Origin of the sequence: Yersinia sp. 2466 StPb PI (genome assembly GCF_041538325.1) — a bacterium.
Lineage (GTDB): Bacteria > Pseudomonadota > Gammaproteobacteria > Enterobacterales > Enterobacteriaceae > Yersinia > Yersinia enterocolitica_E.
On record NZ_JAULSL010000001.1, the window covers coordinates 1,484,095 to 1,500,005 of the forward strand.

The window sequence follows — 15,911 nt, forward strand, 5'->3', positions numbered from 1 at the left end:
TAAACCCTCAGTTCCTCAACCGCGATATAAACCTTGTAACTCAATATATCGCTGGACAGCACGCGGCAGCAGGTCATCGCAGCTCTCACCATTATGACGCCGATGACGAATATCGGTAGCTGAAATATTCAATAAAGGTGTATCAGCCAGATAGATTAACCCTTGTGGTTGCAGGTTTAATGCTTGCGGATCCAAGACCCGTCGCTCATCAAGCCATTGTTGTAACTCAGGTGTTTCCAGCGTTTGTGAGTAACCAGGGCGGGCGCAAACCAGCAAATGGCACACATCCAATATCGATTGCCAGCGATGCCATTTATGCAGCGATAATAATGAATCCTGCCCAATGATAAACGCTAACGGCAGTTCAGCACCACGTTCTTTACGCAGTGATTCCAGGGTATCAATGGTGAATGAGGGGGTATCGCGCAATAACTCCCGCGAGTCGACGCTGAACAGCGGGTTACCGGCTACCGCCAGTTCCACCATTTTCAGCCGTTGCTGTGCATTGGCCTCGGGTTGTGGGCGGTGAGGTGGGACATTATTGGGTAATAAAATAATATGTTGCAGACCCACTTGTTGAGCCAATGCTTCAACCGGCGTCAAGTGGCCGTAATGAATGGGGTCAAAGGTACCGCCGAACAGGGCATGTAGGGCGCGAGTCGGGGATTTATTGGGCATCAAAAAAGCTCTCAGGTAATATTTTGCCACACATCAGCATAGATAGCGTTTCTAATTCAGGCCAGATTGACTGACCATAATCCTGTTTCAAGCGAACTTCTATCTGTGCCAGCAAATGAACGGCTTGTTGCAATTGTGGCAGCGAAAGGCGTTGCAGAGCCTGCGTCATCATGGGCCGGCGATTTTGCCACACTTTTAACTGATCAAATAGCGTACGCAGTGGCACCTGATCCATGCGGCGCTTCAACGTTAGCAGCAAGAGCAGTTCTCGCTGTAAGGTGCGCAGCAAAATAACCGGTTCACTCTCTTCCTGCTGCAATTGTTGCAGGATATGCCAGGCGCGTTTGCTCTTCCCAGCTATTAGGGCATCGAGCCAGTGGTAAGGGGTGAAATGCGCGGCATCGTTGACCGCTTGCTCAACTTTAGGCAGCGTCAGTTTACCGTCAGGGTAGAGCAACGATAACCGTTCCAAAGCTTGTGATAGCGCCAGCAGATTGCCTTCGTAGCAGTAACAAAGCAGTTGAATGGCGGGGTCATCGACCTCCAGATTCAGGCTTTTGGCCCGTGTACTGACCCAACGTGGCAGTTGTGCCTGCTCCGGCGTTTGGCAACTGACAAATACGCCATTACTACCGAGTGCTTTAAACCAGGCACTGTTTTCTTGTGCTTTGGTTAGTTTATTTGCGCGCAAAATCAATAAAATATCTGAATGTAACAGGCCCGATAACTTAACCAATTGTTCGTTCATTGGTGCCGTTAAACCACTGTCAGGGAAGCTCAGCGTCAATGTCTGGCGGCTGGCAAATAGACTGAGTGCCTGACAAAGACTAAAGATATTGTCCCACTCGGTATGAGTATCCAGCGCAAAACTGAAATGTTCGGTGAAATCATGCTCTATTGCTACCCGACGAATGTGGTCCTGACTTTCTTGTAACAGCAATGGCTCATTGCCGCATAACAGATAGCAAGCGCGCAGCCCCTCATGGAGCTGCGCGACAAGTTGTTCAGGATAGACTCGGATCATTGGGCCGGGGTACTGACTGCGGGTTTGCCAATATTGATTTCTTTAGTTTCTGCCATCTTGGCGGCGCCTGTTGCTGTATTATTGCCAACCGGCTTGTCACCATTTTCTTGCGCATTTTTGACTTCTGCAGCATGTACGGTCAGAAGCTGACGTACTAACTGCTGAGCGGCTTGTTCACGCATTTCCTGACGGAGAACCTGAGCTTCAGCATCTTTGGCGAGCGCTGTTAACGGGTTATCGAAGAATGTGCGGAAGATATTAACCCGTAATGGGTAAATATCATGGCCCGGTATCAATACCTGCGCCTGCACATGCAACACTAACTGATACTCCGCCGTTACCCCGTTGCGGAAGATTGACACGGTATCCTGATTTTCTGATGAACCAAGGATCCGCAAGGCGGGTAAGTCTTTACGCATCGGGTCATCAACAATGGTGACATTGCTTAAACGCAACTGTTGACGTACAGCTCGGGTTAACGGGCCATAAGGGTCACTACTTTCCAGCAACAGTTTTTGCAGTTCAGGTGGCACCTGAGTGGTGCCTCGCAGATTAAAGCCACAGCCAGCGGTGACCAGCACCGCTAACCCCAGCAACAATGTCAGAATACGATGTCGCACAACTCCTCCTTGTCTTAACCTACAACCAGGTTAAGCAGTTTGCCAGGGACGTAGATTACTTTACGCACAGTAACCCCATCCAGGTATTTAGCCACCAGGTGCTCTTGACCAGCGCGTTCGCGAACTTGCTGTTCAGTGGCATCGGCAGGCACAGTAATTCTGCCACGCACTTTACCATTAACCTGTACGACTACTAATTTAGAGTCTTCGACCATCGCCTGTTCATCAGCAATTGGCCATGGTGCGGTATCGATATCACCTTCACCACCCAGAGCTTGCCACAAACTGAAGCAAACGTGCGGGGTGAATGGATAAAGCATACGTACCACTGCCAGTAATGCTTCTTGCAGCAGAGCACGATCTTGCTCAGTTTCCTGAGGTGCACGGCCCAGCTTGTTCATCAACTCCATCACCGCAGCGATGGCGGTGTTGAAGGTTTGACGGCGGCCCACGTCATCAGTGACTTTGGCAATCGTTTTGTGCAGATCACGACGCAGTGATTTTTGCTCTTCCGTCAGGCTGGCAATATCCAGCGGCGCAGTTGCACCTTTGGCAGTGCTTTCAAACACCAGACGCCAGACACGTTTTAAGAAGCGGTTAGCCCCTTCAACGCCAGACTCCTGCCATTCCAACGTCATTTCTGCCGGCGATGCAAACATCATAAACAGGCGCACAGTATCGGCACCGTATTTTTCTACCATAACTTGCGGGTCGATACCGTTGTTTTTCGATTTCGACATTTTGCTCATACCGGCATACACCAGTTCATGGCCTTGCGCGTCGGTCGCTTTAACAATCCGCCCTTTCTCATCACGCTCGACAATAGCATCAGCCGGTGAAACCCAGATACGTTCACCGCTGGTACCGGTGTAGTAGAAGGCGTCAGCCAATACCATGCCTTGGCACAACAGACGTTTGGCTGGTTCGTCGGAGTTCACCAGACCGGCATCACGCAGTAGTTTGTGGAAGAAACGGAAGTACATCAGGTGCATGATGGCGTGTTCAATACCGCCTACATACTGATCAACGGGCAGCCAGTAGTTGGCGGCGGCAGGGTCCAGCATGCCCTCGTCAAATTGTGGGCAGGTGTAGCGTGCGTAATACCAAGATGATTCCATAAAGGTATCGAAAGTATCAGTTTCACGCAGGCCCGGCATCCCGTTAACGGTGGTTTTCGCCCACTCAGGATTAGCCTTGATCGGGCTGGTAATACCGTCCATTACAACATCTTCTGGCAGGATAACCGGCAGTTGGTCTTCTGGTGTTGGCACGACGGTGCCATCTTCCAATGTCACCATTGGGATAGGCGCACCCCAATAACGCTGACGTGATACACCCCAATCGCGCAGGCGATAATTCACTTTACGCTGGCCAACACCGAGAGCCACCAGTTTGTCAGCAATGGCATTAAAGCCCGCTTCATAATCCAGACCGTCGAACTCGCCGGAGTTGAACAGGGTGCCTTTTTCGGTCATGGCTTCCTGACTCAAATCAGGCTCGCTACCGTCAGCGGCTAAAATAACTGGCTTGATTGGCAGGTGGTATTTGGTGGCAAATTCCCAGTCACGGGCATCGTGGCCTGGAACCGCCATTACCGCGCCGGTACCGTAATCCATCAAGACAAAGTTAGCGGCCCAGATAGCCAGCTTCTCACCTGTCAGTGGATGGATGGCGTATAGGCCGGTCGCCATGCCTTTTTTCTCCATCGTTGCCATTTCAGCTTCGGCAACTTTGGTATTGCGACATTCAGCCACAAAATCAGCTAGCGCCGGGTTGGTGGCAGCTGCTTGCAGTGACAATGGGTGACCGGCAGCAACCGCCACATAGGTCACACCCATAAAGGTGTCTGGGCGGGTGGTATAAACTGACAGTTTTTCTTCGCTATCTTGCACGTCGAAAACGATATCAACCCCTTCGGAGCGGCCAATCCAGTTGCGTTGCATGGTTTTCACCTGCTCTGGCCAGCTTTCCAGCGTGTCGAGATCATTAAGCAACTGATCAGCGTAATCGGTGATTTTAATAAACCACTGCGGGATCTCTTTGCGTTCAACCTTGGTATCACAACGCCAACAGCAGCCGTCGATTACCTGTTCGTTGGCTAACACGGTCATATCTTGTGGACACCAGTTAACCGCAGAGGTCTTTTTGTAGACCATGCCTTTTTCATACAACTTGGTGAAGAACCACTGTTCCCAACGGTAATAGTCAGGTTTACAGGTGGCAATCTCGCGATCCCAATCGTAACCGAAGCCCAGTAGTTTCAACTGGTTCTTCATATATTCGATGTTGTCGTAAGTCCATGGGGCCGGTGCGGTGTTATTTTTAACTGCTGCACCTTCTGCCGGCAGGCCAAACGCATCCCAGCCAATCGGCTGTAGGACGTTCTTGCCCAGCATACGTTGGTAGCGTGAGATAACATCACCAATGGTGTAGTTACGAACGTGCCCCATATGTAGGCGTCCTGAAGGGTATGGCAGCATAGATAGGCAGTAATATTTTTCTTTGCTGGTATCTTCAGTGACTTTAAATGTTTGCTTCTCTTGCCAGTGAAGCTGTACTTGCGTTTCGATATCTTCTGGGCGGTATTGCTCTTGCATGGCGGCCAGTGGTCCTATAGTGAAAAACAGCTACGCCTGTAGCATCATCTGTTTCATATCATAAAGAGAGATCCGCATAGCATAGCTGATAAGCGGCAGGCGCAACAACACTCAGCATCCCGCAGAACGGTTTTTCTGCGCGGTGAATGGCAGAAATCATCAAAGTGGGGGAGTAACAACCTTATGATGACGTGACTTCAGTCATTTACGGCTAAAATAATAAACGTTAGCTTTAATATCAGAGTAAGTACCAGCAGACAACAGCAGCGGGGCAACCCTAAGCAGGCGAGAGATTGGCTCTATCACTATTTTCTTTGTAACAACCTTTGCTGTATCACAATCGCGGATCGAGGAGACAGTATGAACAAGGTAGCTCAATATTATCGTGAGTTGGTGGCATCACTGACAGAACGCTTGAAAAATGGTGAACGTGATATCGATAAGCTGGTGGAAAGCGCCGAGCAGCGGTTAGACGCAGTAGAAGAGTTGAGCCGGAGTGAGGTTGAGCAAATCATTCAGGCGGTGCGCCGCGATCTGGAGGAGTTTGCCCGTAGTTATGAAGAGAGTAAGGACGAATTCACTGATAGTGTATTTATGCGGGTGATTAAAGAGAGCCTGTGGCAGGAGCTGGCGGATATCACTGATAAAACACAGCTAGAGTGGCGTGAAGTGTTTAAAGATGTCAGCCACCATGGAGTGTATCACAGTGGTGAGGTGGTTGGATTAGGGAATCTGGTGTGTGAAAAGTGCCATCATCGCCTGGCTTTCTATACCCCTGAAGTGTTGCCGCTCTGCCCTAAGTGTGGGCATGACCAATTTAACCGCCGGCCATTCCAGCCCTAACATTAATTTGGGCTAAAAAGAGACACTCCGCAGTGGCGGAGTGTCATTCGATTATTCGCTGTAGCGGGCAACCCGTTCAACCAGCAAATCAATAAATCCTTTCCTGTCGATACCCATCAACACTTCTGCATTAGGCACATTATCTGTGAGCTGGTAATAATCGACCACCGTCATGCCTTGGGTGTATTCACCACGCGTTTCGATGCCGACCCAGCGTTCAATGCTAGTGAATAACTCGGGGGCCAATAACCAGGCAATGGTGCAAGGGTCATGTAGCGGGGCACCTTGAAAACCCCAGCGTTCCTGGCGGTGATACAGCATGAAGAAGTCCAGTAAGCCTGCTACCACGTCGGCGACCGGATTATTCAACTGACGAATGCGATCGATATCTTCATCCATTACTTGTGCCTGATGGGTCACATCCAACCCGGCCATAGTAAGCGGAATACCTGATTTAAATACCCGATCAGCGGCCTCAGGGTCGACAAAAATATTAAATTCAGCAGCGGCGGTCCAGTTTCCTAGCATCACGGCCCCCCCCATGATGACTATACGCTCTATTTTGGCCGTCAGAGCGCCATGACCGGCCAGCAGCAAGGCAATGTTAGTCAATGGGCCTGTAGCCACAAGGGTCACCGGATGAGGGCTGGCACGCAATATTCTCGCCATTAGCTCCACCGCATTGTCAGTTTGCGGGGCAAAATCTGGATCCGGTAATGAGGGGCCATCTAACCCGCTTTCACCGTGAACATTGTCGGCAATAATCAATTCGCGCAGTAATGGTTTGAGTGCGCCGCCTGCCACCGGGATATCCTGACGCTTGAGCAGTGTCAGAATGCGCAGGGCATTACGCAAAGTTTTGTCGGGAGTTTGGTTACCGGCACAAGTGGTAACCGCTGCTACGTTGAGTTCGGGGGAGGCCAACGCCAGAATCAATGCAATAGCATCGTCATGGCCGGGATCGCAATCAATGATAATAGAGCGGGGCATCACTTTTCCTCTTGTTAGTCACAGTGTTAATCAGAGGATGCGCACAAAAAAACGGATAAGCAATCACGCAGGGCGTAAAAAGAGAACAGACGCAAATTTCCTCCCCTACGGGCGCAGGGGAGGTGGTGTGATTAATGCAGGATTTTTGCCAGGAAATCTTTGGCGCGATCTGATTTAGGATTATTAAAGAAATCATCTTTGTTGCTGTCTTCGACGATTTTCCCTTCATCCATAAAAATAACGCGGTTAGCCACTTTGCGGGCGAAGCCCATTTCGTGGGTAACTACCATCATGGTCATCCCTTCCAATGCCAGTTTGACCATCACATCCAACACTTCGTTGATCATTTCCGGGTCAAGTGCGGAGGTGGGTTCATCAAACAGCATGGCAATGGGGTCCATGCAGAGTGCGCGGGCAATTGCCACGCGCTGCTGCTGGCCACCCGATAACTGAGAAGGAAATTTATCTGCATGGGTAGAAAGGCCCACGCGATCTAACAGTTTCAACCCCTTTTCACGTGCTTCTGCTTTATCACGTTTGAGTACTTTGATTTGCGCCAGCGTCAGATTTTCAATGATAGACAGGTGTGGGAACAGCTCGAAATGTTGGAACACCATGCCCACTTTGGAACGCAGTTGGGCCAGATTAGTGCCTTTATCATTCACACCAATACCATTAACTGTAATGCTGCCTTTTTGAATAGGTTCCAGCCCATTAACAGTTTTGATTAAGGTTGATTTGCCTGAGCCTGAAGGACCACAGACCACCACAACCTCACCTTTTTTAACTTCGGTGGTGCAGTCAGCCAGCACCTGAAAGTGGCCGTACCACTTAGAAACATTTTTCAGGGAAATCATCAAACAGTCCTTTTCTTCAAATAGTTAACCAGCATCGACGCGGCAATACTGATAACGAAATAAACCAAACCGGCAAACAGCACCATTTCGACCTGAGTACCGTCCCGTTCGCCAATGGTGGTGGCGGTGCGGAAGAAATCGGCCAGGCTAAGGACATACACCAGTGAAGTATCCTGAAATAACACTATCCCCTGAGTTAACAGCAGCGGCACCATTGCGCGGAAAGCCTGGGGCAGGATAACCAGCCGCATTGACTGCCCATGGGTCATGCCCAATGCCAGCGCAGCAGAGGATTGCCCACGGGAAATACTCATGATCCCGGCGCGGATAATTTCTGAGTAATAGGCCGCTTCAAACAGCGAAAAGGCTACCATGGCTGAGATTAACCGAATATCAGTTTTTGGTGATAAGCCCAGCACATTTTGTAATAAGCTCGGGACAACCAAATAAAACCACAGCAGCACCATCACCAACGGAATAGAGCGGAACACGTTGACATAGGCAGTTGCAAACCAACTGATGGCTTTAATCGGCGACAAGCGCATGACTGCCAGAACCGTCCCCCAGATAATGCCAAATACGATAGCGGTAATGGTTATCTTGGCGGTGACCACTAACCCTTGCAGCAGATAGGGCATGCTGGGGGCGATAGAACTCCAATCAAATTCGTACATTATTTACTCCCCAGATTGCCGGGTAACTGCACTTTCTTTTCAACTAATCGCATCAACAGCATGATCACGGCGTTGATCAGTACATAACCAAGAGTGATGGCGGTGAAGGACTCATAGGCGTGAGCTGAATAATCCAGCAATTTACCTGCTTGAGCGGCCATATCGACCAATCCGATTGTTGAAGCAATGGCGGAGTTTTTTACCAGGTTGAGCATTTCTGAGGTCATCGGGGGAATGATCACCCGATAAGCATTGGGCAGTAACACATAGCGATAGGTTTGTGGCAGGGTCAACCCCATAGCCAAACCCGCTGCTTTCTGGCCTCGAGGCAGTGACTGAATCCCGGCACGGACTTGTTCACAAACACGTGCTGCGGTAAATAAGCCAAGGCAAAGCATCGATGAAAGAAAGAACTGTATGTTCGGGTCAAGTTCACTTTTAAACCACATGCCAATATCAACTGGCAACAGTTCAGGTACCACCAGATACCAGGTAAAGAATTGCACAATCAAGGGTACGTTACGAAACAGCTCAACGTAGCAGGTCCCAATCCCTGACAGGATTCGATTGGGCACGGTTCTTAAAATACCAAACAGTGAACCGACAAAGAACGCGATCACCCAGGCGCACAGTGACAAAGCGACGGTGACTTGAAAGCCGGACCAGATCCAGCCGAGGTAGGTGGTATTGCCGAAGGGGGCAGGTTGCAAGAAGATGCCCCAGTTCCAGTCTATTGACATAACAAACTCCCTTAAAAGGATGGATAAGCCACCCTGATGACTGATGATTTAATGCGTAGCGACCTTGAGGACTCACAAAAAAATGCGGAGTGGGGAACGGCCACCCCGCATCCTGTCTTTACCCTGCATCTTTCAAATTGCAGATGTGTTGGCTGCCCTCGTTCACCTGAATCACTTATTTGTATAAGCTCATCAGGATTATGAACCTCATCAGAGGCTCACCCTACGGGCCAGCACAAGCGCTGTTCAAAATGGTTTACAACCAATTTGTCTCTTGCTTGCCGTCTTCCTGCACTCTGAAATCTATTGGGTATCTCCTATCGGCCCATCATCAATCGAATCGGGCAGGTAACCACCCGCCCTGATTTATTATTGTTAGTTCAATGCTTTATCGTTAGGTGCTTTGAACAGCGCCTTCATTTCATCAGACAGTGAGAAATTCAGGTTAAGATTTTTAGGTGGAATTGGGTTTTTGAACCAGCGATCGAATGATTTTTCAGCTACACCAGAAGTTTGTGCACTGGCAATGGTTTCATCCAATAAGGCTTTAAAGGCCGGATCATTTTTGCGCAACATACAGCCGTAAGCTTCCTGAGACTGCGGAGTACCGACGATATCCCATTGGTCTGGTTTCTTGGCTTTGGCTCGCTCACCGGCTAGCAGAGCATCATCCATCATAAAGGCCACTGCGCGGCCACTTTCCAAGGTGCGGAAAGAGTCACCGTGGTCTTTGGCGCTGATGATGCGCATATCCATTTTGTCTTTTTCATTTAGCTTATTCAGCAGGACTTCAGATGTCGTACCTGAAGTTACAACCACTGCTTTACCGGCCAAATCTTTGAAATCTTTAACTTCAGACCCTTTTTTGGTCAGTAAACGGGTACCGACTACAAAAATGGTATTACTGAACGCCGCTTGTTGCTGACGCTCCAGATTATTGGTGGTGGAACCACACTCAAAGTCAAAGGTGCCGTTTTGCAGTAGTGGAATACGATTCTGTGAGGTGATTGGGATCAGTTTGACCTGTAAGTCTGGAGCATTAAGTTTTTTCTTAACTGCATCAATGATCAGATTAGAATAATCTTGTGCGTAACCAACAACTTTCTGCTGATTATCGTAATAAGAGAAGGGAACGGAAGATTCACGGTGACCCACTACGATAACGCCGCTGTCTTTAATCTTTTTCAGAGTATCAGCCTGGGCTTCAGCTTTCGCTGCGGGTTGTGCTGCCGCTTCTTCTGCTTGGGCTACGCCACTTGCCATCCCAGCTAACAGTAGCGCTAACGCCAATTTACGCATATGCATGGTCCAACTCCTTTGCTGTTGTTTTATTACTTGATGTTGTGATGCTAAAAATACGTTGTTGCTAAATCTCGTCAGGCGAGAAATCGTTTTGTTTCGTTTCAGCGGTACAACCACCGATGTTTTGTTGGCCAGTACGTGGTTTTCGCTGTTACTTGTATCAGATTATCTTTAAAAAATAGCCAAATGTTATGCGAATGATGAATAAATGTTTGTTTTTTGGGACGCAAATCGCACCAAATAGAGGCAATAAAACAGCAATGCACTTCTATGGTGCGGGATATGCCCTATAAACGAGCGTGTAAATAATCCTGATCCCGCATTTGAAACGCTGTGTTCCCTACTTGTTGCGGTAATCCCCGACAACGGCTAAAAGATTGGCGGGCATTGGCAGAGAGTTAACACATAATGGTTAGAAACAATGCAAGGTCTGTGCCAGTCGCGGCGAAGAGATGAGGATAATAGCTCTACAATTGAGAGCTATAGAATACCCACGGGGAGTTGTGGGTATTAATCAGCCGCCAAACAGCGGCTTTACTGCCAGTTAGCCTAATTGCTGGTTGTTGATAGCCACATGGGCCTTAAACACATCCAATGCTGTCGGAATGGTCTCTTTTGCGGCGTGTTTTTCTGGGCTCCACAGCTTGGCAAAGGTAATCGCGCGGCCACAATGAATAAACACTTCATCAACCTCGATCACTAACACACTGCGGGCGGGGTGGCCATTTTGGCTAAAGCGCTCACACAGTTCAGGATCGACCGAAATCTTAGCCCGGCCATTCACCCGAAAACCTTCGTCCCAGTTGGGGATCAGGAACAAGATACCGATAGCGGGGTTATGCAGCAGGTTGCGGATACCATCCAGGCGGTTGTTCCCCGGGCGGTCTGGTAGCATCAGGGTTTTACTGTCCTGTACATGGATAAAACCCGGTTCCCCACCTTTGGGTGAGCAGTCGATACCATTGGCGCCGAGGGTACCCAGTACGGCGAAGGGGGCTGCCGCGATGAGTTTTTTAGCATAATCATCAATGTGATCTATCTGTTTCTTCAACACGGTTTCAAAGGGGGCGGCGTAGTGCTCGCTGAGTTGTGCTTCGCTGGTGAGGATAAATTCAGGCTTCAGTGACATAAGGCTCTCAAGATTAACGGGCATGCAGATAACATGCCCACATATTATGTTATTTGTTATCAGAACGACTACGGATCGCGCGGTACAGCGTGAGGGCGCCAAGCACCAGCGTGATAATCCACATCGGCCATGAACCCAAACGGGCATAGGGGGTGACGCCCGTTGTTGGTGTAACTTTGGCCTCTAACACCTGTTGGGTAAATTGCGGGATCTGGGCGAGCACTTCACCGCTCGGGCCAACCACCGCAGTGATACCGTTATTGGTACTGCGCAGCAGAGGGCGACCCAATTCAAGCGCGCGCATCCGTGCCATCTGGAAATGTTGCCATGGTCCAATTGAGTGGCCGAACCAGGCATCATTCGAGACGGTCAGAAGGAAATTGGTATCAGGATTGAAATTATCCCGTACCTGCTGGCCTAACACGATTTCATAACAAATAGCCGCAGTCAGGTTATATCCTGCCACCTTGAGCGATGGTTGCACATAACTGCCACGGCTGAACGTTGACATCGGTAGGTCAAACAGCGGTGCCAGCGGACGCAGTAAGGATTCTAGCGGCACAAATTCACCAAATGGGACCAGATGGTGTTTGCTGTAACGGTTTCGGCTCGGATATTGATACGGTTCTTTATCGCCTAAGACGATGACGCTATTAAAGAAATGATACCCCTGACCTTCAGGCCGACGCTGGGCATCGACAATCCCCGTGATCAAGCTGCTATGATTGGCTCGCATCAGATCATCAACCATTGTCAGGAAGCCGGTTTGATCGGTTTCAATATCAGGAATGGCAGATTCCGGCCAGATGATGATCGGCGCTTTGCCCATAAACGGGCGAGTTTCATCCAGATAGACTTGCAGGGTCGAAAGCAGGACTTTAGGGTCCCACTTCATGGACTGAGCAATGTTACCTTGCACCATGGCGATATTGACAGCGCGCTCCGGCTCTGGCGTGAACCAATGCACTTGGCGCAGTGGCCATGGTAACAATAACAGTGCCATCGCCACTATTGCCGCAGTCACCCGGCGCTGATAGCAGGCGTAGACCAGTAATCCACTGATTGCCATCAGTACAAAGGTGATGCCATCAACCCCGAGTATTGGGGCAATCCCACGCAGCGGGCCATTAATCTGGCTGTAGCCAAATTGCAGCCACGGGAAGCCGGTCAACACCCAGCCGCGCAAGAATTCCGTCAGTTGCCATACAACCGGGGCGGCAATCGCTAGCCGCCACCATGTCGCTTTTGGGCTGAGACGCGCTAACACACCGGCAAATAGCAGGGTGTAGAGCGATAGGTAGGCCGCCAGTAGTACCACCAGGAAAATATTGATTGCCGTTGGCATTCCGCCGAACTCGGAAATACTGACATAGACCCAGTTAATACCGCTACCGAATAGCCCCATTCCCCAACAAAAGCCAATAAAGGCGGACTGCCGGGTATTACGGTTCAGGGTTAGGCTGAGTAAGCCAAACAGTGAAACAATGGCTGCGGGCCAGTAATCAAACGGTGAATAGGCCAGCGTACCGCAGGCACCAAAAAATAGCGCCAGTAGGGCGCGAACCCACTGGCGTTGAAGATATGAAGCAATAGGCATCAAGGATTTATTCTTCCAGTTTGGGTTGCGGAGCATCATCCGGGATTTTTACATGAACCTGAATGATACGTCGGCTATCCGCCATGGCAACTTTAAATAAGTAACCTTCAATTTCAATGGTTTCACCCCGGGCAGGTAAATGGCCAAATGCCTGCATTACCAAGCCACCAATGGTGTCAACCTCATCGTCGCTGAAATGGGTATTGAACACTTCATTGAAATCTTCAATTTGCGTCAGCGCACGAATGGTATAGGTATGCTTGCTGAGTTGACGCACATCTCTGTCTTCTTCATCGTCATACTCATCTTCTATTTCGCCAACGATCAGCTCAAGAATATCTTCAATGGTCACCAGCCCTGACACGCCACCAAACTCATCAATGACAATAGCCATATGGTAGCGCTGGGAACGGAACTCCTTCAGCATCCGATCGACACGCTTACTTTCTGGCACTACAACCGCCGTCCGTAACACTTTATCAATACTGAATGGCTCGGAGTCGGTGCGCATAAACGGCAACAAATCCTTGGCCATCAGGATACCTTCGATGTGATCTTTATCTTCGCTAATCACCGGAAAGCGGGAGTGAGCAGATTCAATAATCACATCCAAACACTCATCCAGCGTTTGGTTACGCTTTAATGTGACCATTTGAGAACGGGGGATCATGATGTCCCGCACGCGCTGCTCGGCAATATCCATCACGCCTTCCAGCATGTCACGGGTATCGGGATCGATCAGATCGTTTTGTTCAGAATCACGGATAAGCTCTACCAAATCACCACGGTTTTTAGGTTCACCGTGAAATAACTGGTTAAGGATAAGAGTAAAGAACCCTTTCTTGGGACTGGGGCTATCGTTGTTTTGTGAGTGGTCGTCGCTCATGGCGTTTTAGTTAAGTTTACTCATGTTATACCCTTGTATCTGATGCCGTAGGGGCTAGCGAGGTTTGCTTGCCTCCTACCTGCAATTCCAATGACGTTGGGTAAAGATTATATTTTATCGGTAGCAGTAGACTCACACCGCCGACAGTTTTCCCCGACTAACAGGGCATTATAACACCCGATATGATGGGTTTATTCGGGGTCTTTCTCCGAAATATACGGATCTGGATAACCCAGACTTTGCATAATTTCAGTTTCGATTGACTCCATTTCTTCTGCTTCATCGTCCACGATGTGGTCATACCCTAGCAGATGGAGACTGCCGTGAACAACCATATGCGCCCAATGAGCTAATAGTGCTTTTTCTTGCTCGATAGCTTCTTGTTCAACCACCTGACGGCAAATGATTAAATCACCCAATAGTGGCAGTTCAATTTCAGGTGGGGCCTCAAAAGGAAAAGACAAGACATTGGTCGGTTTATCTTTACCGCGATAGGTTAGATTCAGCTCATGGCTTTCAGCTTCATCAACCAACCGAATGGTCACTTCTGCTACGTCTTGAAACTGCGGTAATACCGCCTCTAACCAACGCTGAAAGTCAGCTTCGGCAGGTAAACCCTGGCTATCGGCGCAGGCAATTTGTAAATCGAGTATAACTTGGCTCACGGAGCCTCCTGCTCAGACGGGGTATGGTTTTCCCGCTTACGTTGTTCGGCAATAGTCTCTTTGCGTTTTTGTTCCGCCGCTTCCCAGGCCTCATAGGCAATAACCACACGGGCCACCACGGGGTGACGCACCACATCTTCGCTATGGAAGAAGTTAAAGCTCAGCTCTTCTACCTCAGACAGCACTTCAATGGCATGACTTAAGCCAGATTTTTGGTGGCGCGGTAAGTCGGTTTGCGTCACATCACCGGTAATAACTGCCTTGGAGTTAAAGCCCATACGGGTGAGAAACATCTTCATCTGTTCGATGGTGGTGTTCTGGCTCTCATCCAGAATGATAAAGGCATCATTGAGTGTCCGGCCCCGCATATATGCCAGCGGAGCCACTTCAATCACGTTACGTTCGATCAATTTTTCAACGCGCTCAAAGCCAAGCATTTCAAACAGTGCATCATAAAGTGGGCGCAGGTATGGATCGACTTTCTGACTCAGGTCCCCGGGCAGGAAACCCAATTTTTCGCCCGCTTCAACGGCCGGGCGGGTCAGTAAGATACGGCGCACATTCTGGCGCTCCAGAGCATCAACTGCCGCGGCTACCGCCAGATAGGTTTTACCGGTCCCGGCAGGACCAATCCCAAAGGTAATATCGTGATCAAGAATATTGGCGATGTATTGCGCCTGATTGGGGGTACGCGGTTTAACCATGCCGCGCTTGGTACGGATATTCACGGCTTTTCCGTAATCGGGTACGCTCTGTGCCGTTTGCTCCAATACATGACTCTCTTTCACCGCAAGGTGGATATCTTCTGGGGATATCTCTGGGGTAACACCCCGAATGGGGGCGGTGTCAACATACAGATGGCGCAGGATATCTGCCGCTGCAACAACGCAGATATTCTTACCGACTAACTTGAAACGGTTGTCTCGGCGATTAATTTCAATACCTAACCGGCGCTCCAACTGCTTGATGTTGTCATCAAAAGGGCCGCACAGACTCAACAAACGCTGATTGTCGGTGGGCTCTAGCAAGATTTCTTGTGTCACTACGTGCAAACTATTTCTCTGAGTCACTGTGTTCCTCTGGATATATCATTCACGGATATTATTTGTCTGATACCCGATTATACCTTTCGTATTGGAAATGGCCTTGGGCATATAACGTCAATCATACATGTCATTTAAGAATTATTCATGGTGCATGGTGCTGACGCAAGTTTACTTATCAATCCGTGCTTTCACGCTCTATTCAAGTAGCGACCCTCTGGAGGTGCAACTTAAACAGTCCGAATCTGCGCAGCAGCCCACTAAAA

15 protein-coding genes are annotated in these 15,911 nt (G+C 49.4%); 1 reads left to right on the plus strand and 14 read right to left on the minus strand.

Translation table 11 applies throughout. The features are described from left to right. Positions 1-15: 15 nt before the first annotated feature. The 4 genes from nadD to leuS are packed head-to-tail and all read right to left on the minus strand — an operon-like array spanning position 16 to position 4,919. Positions 16-678, minus strand: a complete 663-nt coding sequence (gene nadD / locus Q2T72_RS06650; protein WP_083159671.1) for a nicotinate-nucleotide adenylyltransferase — start codon at positions 676-678, stop codon at positions 16-18. Continuing rightward, positions 668-1,702, minus strand: coding sequence for a DNA polymerase III subunit delta (gene holA / locus Q2T72_RS06655; RefSeq protein ID WP_372568855.1), 1,035 nt, complete (start codon positions 1,700-1,702; stop codon positions 668-670). Before holA ends, nadD begins: the two co-directional genes overlap by 11 nt. Next, positions 1,699-2,322 carry an LPS assembly lipoprotein LptE gene (gene lptE / locus Q2T72_RS06660; protein WP_083159667.1) on the minus strand — a complete coding sequence of 208 codons (624 nt, stop codon included), beginning with the start codon at positions 2,320-2,322 and terminating at the stop codon, positions 1,699-1,701. The genes holA and lptE overlap by 4 nt, the downstream gene beginning before the upstream one ends. A gap of 14 nt (positions 2,323-2,336) precedes the next feature. Next, positions 2,337-4,919 carry a leucine--tRNA ligase gene (gene leuS / locus Q2T72_RS06665; protein ID WP_083159665.1) on the minus strand — a complete coding sequence of 861 codons (2,583 nt, stop codon included), beginning with the start codon at positions 4,917-4,919 and terminating at the stop codon, positions 2,337-2,339. 360 nt (positions 4,920-5,279) lie between these two features. Between leuS and Q2T72_RS06670 the strand changes: the two genes are divergently transcribed. Continuing rightward, a complete protein-coding gene (locus Q2T72_RS06670; RefSeq protein ID WP_083159663.1) occupies positions 5,280-5,762 on the plus strand; it encodes a zinc ribbon-containing protein in 483 nt (160 codons plus the stop codon). Positions 5,763-5,813: 51 nt separating this feature from the next. Here the strand turns inward: Q2T72_RS06670 and rihA are convergent, their stop codons facing one another. From rihA to Q2T72_RS06720, 10 genes are all read right to left on the minus strand, one after another. After that, positions 5,814-6,752 (minus strand): pyrimidine-specific ribonucleoside hydrolase RihA, encoded by a 939-nt coding sequence (gene rihA / locus Q2T72_RS06675; protein ID WP_083159661.1) that lies wholly within the window; start codon positions 6,750-6,752, stop codon positions 5,814-5,816. A gap of 131 nt (positions 6,753-6,883) precedes the next feature. Then, positions 6,884-7,609: an amino acid ABC transporter ATP-binding protein gene (locus Q2T72_RS06680; RefSeq protein WP_025377565.1), complete on the minus strand. Its 726-nt coding sequence runs from the start codon at positions 7,607-7,609 to the stop codon at positions 6,884-6,886. Next, complete coding sequence (gene gltK / locus Q2T72_RS06685) at positions 7,609-8,283, minus strand: glutamate/aspartate ABC transporter permease GltK (RefSeq protein WP_032905734.1); 675 nt, start codon at positions 8,281-8,283, stop codon at positions 7,609-7,611. Before gltK ends, Q2T72_RS06680 begins: the two co-directional genes overlap by 1 nt. After that, the gene (locus Q2T72_RS06690; RefSeq protein ID WP_005182751.1) at positions 8,283-9,023 is read right to left on the minus strand and encodes an amino acid ABC transporter permease; all 741 of its coding nucleotides are present in this window, start codon (positions 9,021-9,023) and stop codon (positions 8,283-8,285) included. Before Q2T72_RS06690 ends, gltK begins: the two co-directional genes overlap by 1 nt. Before the next feature lie 375 nt (positions 9,024-9,398). Beyond that, positions 9,399-10,328 (minus strand): amino acid ABC transporter substrate-binding protein, encoded by a 930-nt coding sequence (locus Q2T72_RS06695; protein ID WP_083159659.1) that lies wholly within the window; start codon positions 10,326-10,328, stop codon positions 9,399-9,401. 541 nt (positions 10,329-10,869) lie between these two features. Further along, the gene (locus Q2T72_RS06700) at positions 10,870-11,454 is read right to left on the minus strand and encodes an MSMEG_1061 family FMN-dependent PPOX-type flavoprotein (RefSeq protein ID WP_372568856.1); all 585 of its coding nucleotides are present in this window, start codon (positions 11,452-11,454) and stop codon (positions 10,870-10,872) included. A 49-nt stretch (positions 11,455-11,503) separates the two neighbouring features. Further along, on the minus strand, positions 11,504-13,051 hold the full coding sequence (lnt, locus tag Q2T72_RS06705; protein WP_083159655.1) for an apolipoprotein N-acyltransferase: 1,548 nt from the start codon (positions 13,049-13,051) through the stop codon (positions 11,504-11,506). A 7-nt stretch (positions 13,052-13,058) separates the two neighbouring features. Next, positions 13,059-13,937 carry a CNNM family magnesium/cobalt transport protein CorC gene (corC, locus tag Q2T72_RS06710; protein ID WP_083159653.1) on the minus strand — a complete coding sequence of 293 codons (879 nt, stop codon included), beginning with the start codon at positions 13,935-13,937 and terminating at the stop codon, positions 13,059-13,061. A gap of 191 nt (positions 13,938-14,128) precedes the next feature. Continuing rightward, a complete protein-coding gene (ybeY, locus tag Q2T72_RS06715) occupies positions 14,129-14,602 on the minus strand; it encodes an rRNA maturation RNase YbeY (RefSeq protein WP_083159651.1) in 474 nt (157 codons plus the stop codon). Continuing rightward, the gene (locus tag Q2T72_RS06720; RefSeq protein WP_193784699.1) at positions 14,599-15,672 is read right to left on the minus strand and encodes a PhoH family protein; all 1,074 of its coding nucleotides are present in this window, start codon (positions 15,670-15,672) and stop codon (positions 14,599-14,601) included. The genes ybeY and Q2T72_RS06720 overlap by 4 nt, the downstream gene beginning before the upstream one ends. Positions 15,673-15,911: the final 239 nt, after the last annotated feature.

What these genes read in the sequence shown, in the direction of transcription:
- nadD (WP_083159671.1), bottom strand. Translation starts at nt 678, where the DNA reads ATGCCCAATAAATCCCCGACTCGCGCCCTACATGCCCTGTTCGGCGGT.
- holA (WP_372568855.1), bottom strand. Translation starts at nt 1,702, where the DNA reads ATGATCCGAGTCTATCCTGAACAACTTGTCGCGCAGCTCCATGAGGGG.
- leuS (WP_083159665.1), bottom strand. Translation starts at nt 4,919, where the DNA reads ATGCAAGAGCAATACCGCCCAGAAGATATCGAAACGCAAGTACAGCTT.
- Q2T72_RS06670 (WP_083159663.1), top strand. Translation starts at nt 5,280, where the DNA reads ATGAACAAGGTAGCTCAATATTATCGTGAGTTGGTGGCATCACTGACA.
- rihA (WP_083159661.1), bottom strand. Translation starts at nt 6,752, where the DNA reads ATGCCCCGCTCTATTATCATTGATTGCGATCCCGGCCATGACGATGCT.
- Q2T72_RS06680 (WP_025377565.1), bottom strand. Translation starts at nt 7,609, where the DNA reads ATGATTTCCCTGAAAAATGTTTCTAAGTGGTACGGCCACTTTCAGGTG.
- gltK (WP_032905734.1), bottom strand. Translation starts at nt 8,283, where the DNA reads ATGTACGAATTTGATTGGAGTTCTATCGCCCCCAGCATGCCCTATCTG.
- Q2T72_RS06690 (WP_005182751.1), bottom strand. Translation starts at nt 9,023, where the DNA reads ATGTCAATAGACTGGAACTGGGGCATCTTCTTGCAACCTGCCCCCTTC.
- Q2T72_RS06695 (WP_083159659.1), bottom strand. Translation starts at nt 10,328, where the DNA reads ATGCATATGCGTAAATTGGCGTTAGCGCTACTGTTAGCTGGGATGGCA.
- Q2T72_RS06700 (WP_372568856.1), bottom strand. Translation starts at nt 11,454, where the DNA reads ATGTCACTGAAGCCTGAATTTATCCTCACCAGCGAAGCACAACTCAGC.
- lnt (WP_083159655.1), bottom strand. Translation starts at nt 13,051, where the DNA reads ATGCCTATTGCTTCATATCTTCAACGCCAGTGGGTTCGCGCCCTACTG.
- corC (WP_083159653.1), bottom strand. Translation starts at nt 13,937, where the DNA reads ATGAGCGACGACCACTCACAAAACAACGATAGCCCCAGTCCCAAGAAA.